The sequence below is a fragment of the uncultured Pseudoalteromonas sp. genome (assembly GCF_963922945.1).
Classification (GTDB): domain Bacteria; phylum Pseudomonadota; class Gammaproteobacteria; order Enterobacterales; family Alteromonadaceae; genus Pseudoalteromonas.
Genome location: NZ_CAWUKC010000129.1, coordinates 1 through 5,646 on the forward strand (window position 1 = coordinate 1; position 5,646 = coordinate 5,646).

The following is a 5,646-nucleotide window of genomic DNA, read 5'->3' on the forward strand; positions in this document are numbered from 1 at the left end:
AAAAACCAAACATACTGCTGCAAATTCAAACGCCAAAGGTCAACACGCCCTAAATTTTGTTTACACAAAAAGCACTTGTATCGATTCTTTCTGTAAAGAGATACCTATTCACTTGAATAAGTGACTATTTAGAGGCAATAAAAAAGCGCCTTGCGGCGCTTTTAAAGTATAAGCTTAATGTGTGTTAGTGGGCCTGTTGCCAGTTTTCACCTTCATCCGCTTCTACAATTAAAGGGACATCTAAGCTAGCCGCTTGCGACATTAACTCACAAATTTGCTTTGTGTACGCCTGTGCACAATCGGTTTTAATTTCAAACACCAATTCATCGTGTACTTGCATAAGTAATTTAATGGTATTAGGGGCTTGCTCATTAACCCAGCTATGCACGCTCAGCATTGCTTTTTTGATAATATCAGCGGCAGTGCCTTGCATTGGCGCATTGATTGCTGCGCGTTCCGCGCCTTTGCGGCGAGCTCCATTGCGAGCATTGATTTCTGGTAAATGTAAACGACGGCCAAAAATAGTTTCTACATAACCATTTTCAGCTGCTTTTTCACGTGTGGTTTCCATATACTCAAGTACACCGGGGAAACGCTCAAAATACTTATCTATATAATGCTGCGCTTCATGACGTGGTACATCAAGCTGGCGCGCTAAGCCAAAAGCAGACATACCATAAATTAAGCCAAAGTTTACCGCTTTAGCTTTACGGCGCATGTCTGTAGTGACATCATCTAACTCAACGCCAAACACCTCTGCAGCCGTTGCGCTGTGAACATCTAAGCCATTTGCAAAGGCATTTAGTAGTCCTTTGTCTTGCGATAAATGAGCCATGATGCGAAGTTCAATTTGGCTATAATCGGCCGCCACAATTTTATACCCATCTGCCGCGACAAATGCCTCACGTATACGGCGTCCTTCTTCAGAACGAATTGGAATATTTTGTAGGTTAGGATCCGTTGAACTCAAACGCCCTGTAGCCGTAACAGCTTGATGATAAGAGGTATGCACACGCTTTGTTTTCTCGTTCACCATCAGTGGTAATTTATCGGTATAGGTTGATTTAAGCTTAGATAGACCACGGTGCTCAATAATAACCTTAGGTAATGGGTAATCATGCGCGAGTTCTTGTAGCACTTCTTCAGCCGTAGACGGTGCGCCTTTTGGTGTTTTTTTGATAACTGGCAGCTCAAGTTTTTCAAATAAAATTGCTTGTAATTGCTTTGGTGAGCTTAAGTTAAACGGTTCACCGGCTATCTCAAAAGCCTCTTTTTCAAGTTCAAGTAAACGCTCACCTAAACGCTGACTATGCGCCCCTAACATGTTGCTATCAATCGCTACACCGGTACGTTCAATATCAGAAATAACATTAACTAATGGCATTTCTATGGTTTCGAATACTGACTTTAATTTTTCATCAGCTTCTAATTTTGGCCAAAGTACTTGGTGTAAACGCAGTGTAATATCGGCATCTTCTGCAGCGTAAGGCGCAGCTTGCTCAAGCTCAATTTGATTAAAGGTAAGCTGCTTTTTCCCTTTGCCGGCTATATCTTCAAAGCTAATATTTTTATGGCCTAAGTATTTAAGCGCTAATGAGTCCATATCATGGCGGGTGCCTACGCTATTAAATACGTAAGACTCAAGCATAGTATCAAACTTAATACCATTGAGTTCGTAACCGGCATTGGCTAATACGCTCTTGTCATACTTTAGGTTTTGCCCAACTTTAGCTTTATTAGCATCGGCGAGAATGGGTCCTAACTTTTGCATTACATATTCTAAGCTTAATTGCTCTGGCGCATCAGGGTAGTCGTGAGCGATTGGCAGATAAGCTGCCTCCCCTGCTTTTACTGCAAAGCTCATCCCTACTAACTGGGCTTGCATGTAATCAAGACTGGTTGTTTCGGTATCAAAGGCAAACAGCTCAGCACTATTTAGCTGCTCTATAAGCGTATCAAACTGTGACTCGCTTAAAATAGTTTCGTAATGTGCATCTTCTACTTTAGGCAGCTCATTTGCTTGTGTAGGCACAGCTTTTTCTGCAGCTTTTGGGTTATCAAGCAGCTCAGCTAGCCAGCGGCGGAACTCACACTCTCCATATAAGGCAATCAGTTCATCTTTATTTGGTTCTTGTACTTTAAAAGTATCTAAGTCTGACTCAACCTCAACATCACATTTAATGGTAGCAAGCTCATAACTTAGCGGCAGGTGATCAAGCGCATTTGCTAGCTTTTCACCAATCTTGCCTTTAATGTCGCCGGCATTATCAATAACACCTTGGAGCGATCCATATTTTTGCAGCCATTTAACAGCTGTTTTAGGTCCACACCCTTCAACACCAGGGATATTATCAACCTTATCACCCATTAACGCTAAATAGTCGATAATTAGCTCAGGGCCCACACCAAATTTTTCAACAACGGTTTGAGGATCTGAAATGCTGTCGGTCATGGTGTTTATTAGCGTTACATGCTCGTTAACAAGTTGAGCCATGTCTTTATCGCCTGTAGAAACCAATACATGGCGCTTTTGCTCAGTCGCTATACGCGAAAACGTACCAATAACATCGTCAGCTTCAACACCTTCGATACTAATGAGCGGAAAGCCCATCGCTTTAATAATACTGTGCAGTGGCGCTATTTGCGTTCGTAAATCGTCAGGCATAGGCGGACGGTTAGCTTTATACTCGCTATACATATCATTTCTGAATGTTTTGCCTTTGGCATCAAACACCACCACCATGTGGCTTGGATCATATTGTTTGATCAAACTTTTAAGCATGTTGACCACGCCATAAATAGCGCCAGTCGCTTCACCTTTAGAGTTGGTTAAATGCGGTGGAGAATGATAAGCACGGAATAAATACGATGAGCCATCAACTAAAATTAGCGGGTTTTCGGGGATCTGAGCCATGGTGAATTTGGATCCTAAATACAAAAAAGTAATATGAGTACAAGCATGCCATAAGGCTGGGCATAAAACGACAGTGAATTGACCTTAGCAATCACAATTATTGCGGGGCAACCTGTGGATAACTTTGTAGATAACAGCCACAAACTATCCTTCCGATGCGTAGTAAAACGCTTAGAAAAATAAATAACTGCTTGTTTTGTTTAAAAAAGATAATACGAGGTTCTTTTTTTATTATTTTAAAACCAATGTGGAAAAAGGTTTTCTAACTGATACATCCGCTGTTAGTGACTTTAGTTATTTGCATCCATTTAAATAACCGGAGGAGTATTCTAGCATAATGGATCAAAGATCATAGCGATCCTTTATAATTTTTTTTATAAACACAACGACAAAAATGGCATAAACCGCAAAACAACTTGCATCGAGAATACTTTCTAAGCTAAAAAATTATTTTAGTGTGAGTTTTACCTCGTGTTAAACTTCACCCTAACGACTTATTTAAAATACTTAAGGAGCACAAAAGCATGAAGAAGGTAGCGGTAATATTAGCCGGCTGTGGTGTGTACGATGGCAGTGAAATAAACGAAGCAGTATTAACATTACTGCACATAGCTAAAAACGATGCTGTATATCAATGCTTTGCTCCTGATGTAGAGCAGCTTCACACTATTAATCACCTCACAGGTGAAGAAATGCCAAGCAACCGTAATGTACTTACTGAAGCGGCACGTATTGCCCGTGGCGATATAAAATCATTAACAGAATTAAAAGCATCTGAATTTGATGCATTAATAGTACCTGGTGGTTTCGGCGCGGCTAAAAATCTATGTGATTTTGCAGTTAACGGTGCTGATGCGCAAATAAACGAGTCAGTGTTAGAGGCGTGTAAACAATTTGCCGAAGCCAAAAAAGCAGCTGGCTATATGTGCATTGCACCGGCTTTAATTCCGTTTATATATCCACAGGCTACACTAACTATAGGTAATGACGAGGAAACCGCGAGCGCTTTAACTCAATTAGGCTCTACTCATAAAACCTGTGCCGTCGACGATGTTGTGATTGATGAGAGCAACAAACTCGTTACCACCCCTGCTTATATGCTGGCACAATCTATTTTAGATGCTGATGCGGGGATCGAAAAGCTAGTTAAAAACGTACTAGCATTAGCCTAATAATGATTTACTAAGCCATTTATTGTATATCTAGAGTGTATCGAAAACCTGCAATTTTATTGCGTTAACGCAAAAATTAGCCAGTTTTATCGATAAAAACACCAGTGGGCGTTTTATAAATTGTTACACAGAGGTATAATCGGTTTAATTTCCGTCATCTATAATCGTGATTGATCACGTTCAAATCGAAGTGAGCAAGGCAAAATGAAAAAATTATCAGCTGCAGCATTATTAGTGCTAGCAACCACCGCATACGCACAGCCATATGATAACTCTATGACTGAAGATGCGATAAAAAAACGTTTAGCACCCGTTGGGGCTGTTTATCTTGAAGGCGAGAAAGCTGCAGCAGCCGCAGCGCCGTCTGGTCCTCGCTCTGGTGAGCAAGTGTACCAAGGCGCATGTTTTGCCTGTCACGGTACTGGCGCACTAGGTGCTCCTAAATCAGCTGATGACTGGGCACCGCGTATCGCTAAGGGCAAAGATGTATTGCTTGAGCACGCCATTAATGGGTTTAATGCGATGCCGCCAAAAGGAACATGTATGGATTGTTCTGATGATGAGATTAGCGCAGCTATTGATTTCATGACAGCTAAATAATTTAATTTACCCTATTTATCATTGGGTTAATTAATTTGAAAAGGCCTATTTTTACAATAGGCCTTTTTTATGACTAAAATAATCTTTCGTTGCTATTTTAGGTCAATAGATGCTTGACGATTGCAACTAAAAGTGAAACTATACGTTTAATAAACATACAATAATAAAACGCTATGGTTCATGTCATTGGAAGATAAGCCCGCAGAACTAAGTAAATTAGCGCGTAAAAATAAACGCCTTAAAACGCTATTAGAAAAGTACAAGCAATCTCATCACCTACAAAGTGCTCTGATCCAGTTATCAGAGCAGGCAAGCTCTGTTGCCGAATTAACCTTACTTTACCCCGCTATCCACGACATTTTACAAGCATACCTGCCTAGCAAAAGCTTTTATGTGGTGCTTGCCAATCAATATACCCAAGCTCTTGAGCTTTCTTACTTTTGTGATGAAAAAGATGGTATATCAGTTGCGCTTAATCAAGATAATAGCTTTGAAGAAGGCGCGACAGGTTATGTATATAAGCTGGGTAAAACTACATGCTTTACCAAACAGGAGATGCAAAACGCTGCAGAAAACGGCTTATTTAAAGCGCTTGGCTCACCTGCTGAGTATTGGGTAGGTGTCCCTATCTATCAAGAGCAAAACATTATTGGCGTACTTGCAGCACAAAGTTACGATAAGCAGCAAGGATATAGCAGTCAACAGCTGCAGTTGCTTGAAGTGATGTCTTTGTACTTAGCGACAGCCATAGAGCGGGTTAAAAAAAGAGAGCTACTCGAATCTGAAGTAAAAATTCGCACCCGTGCGCTGACGCAAAGTAATGATGCGTTAAACCTAGAAATTGAACAATTTTACCACTATTGAGGCCAGGGGGGGGGGGGCGGATTCCGGGGCCGGTTTTTTTTTAAGAAATCTGGAACCAAAAAATTTTTTTTTGTGTATTTTTTTTTTTTCAATTTT

General features: G+C 40.7%; 3 protein-coding genes and 1 pseudogene. 3 read left to right on the forward strand and 1 reads right to left on the reverse strand.

All coding sequences use genetic code 11. The features are described 5' to 3' along the window. Positions 1-184 precede the first annotated feature (184 nt). Positions 185-2,914 carry a DNA polymerase I gene (gene polA / locus AABI99_RS17255; protein ID WP_338367361.1) on the reverse strand — a complete coding sequence of 910 codons (2,730 nt, stop codon included), beginning with the start codon at positions 2,912-2,914 and terminating at the stop codon, positions 185-187. A gap of 524 nt (positions 2,915-3,438) precedes the next feature. Here polA and elbB point away from each other — a divergent pair. From elbB to AABI99_RS17270, 3 genes and pseudogenes are all read left to right on the forward strand, one after another. Beyond that, the gene (gene elbB, locus AABI99_RS17260) at positions 3,439-4,086 is read left to right on the forward strand and encodes an isoprenoid biosynthesis glyoxalase ElbB (protein ID WP_338367362.1); all 648 of its coding nucleotides are present in this window, start codon (positions 3,439-3,441) and stop codon (positions 4,084-4,086) included. Positions 4,087-4,290: 204 nt separating this feature from the next. Continuing rightward, complete coding sequence (locus tag AABI99_RS17265) at positions 4,291-4,686, forward strand: cytochrome c5 family protein (RefSeq protein WP_338367363.1); 396 nt, start codon at positions 4,291-4,293, stop codon at positions 4,684-4,686. 186 nt (positions 4,687-4,872) lie between these two features. Beyond that, a pseudogene (locus AABI99_RS17270) lies at positions 4,873-5,535 on the forward strand (GAF domain-containing protein); the annotation flags it as partial. Positions 5,536-5,646: the final 111 nt, after the last annotated feature.

Excerpts from the sequence above, each read along its gene's own strand:
- polA (WP_338367361.1), bottom strand. The coding sequence starts at position 2,914 with ATGGCTCAGATCCCCGAAAACCCGCTAATTTTAGTTGATGGCTCATCG.
- elbB (WP_338367362.1), top strand. The coding sequence starts at position 3,439 with ATGAAGAAGGTAGCGGTAATATTAGCCGGCTGTGGTGTGTACGATGGC.
- AABI99_RS17265 (WP_338367363.1), top strand. The coding sequence starts at position 4,291 with ATGAAAAAATTATCAGCTGCAGCATTATTAGTGCTAGCAACCACCGCA.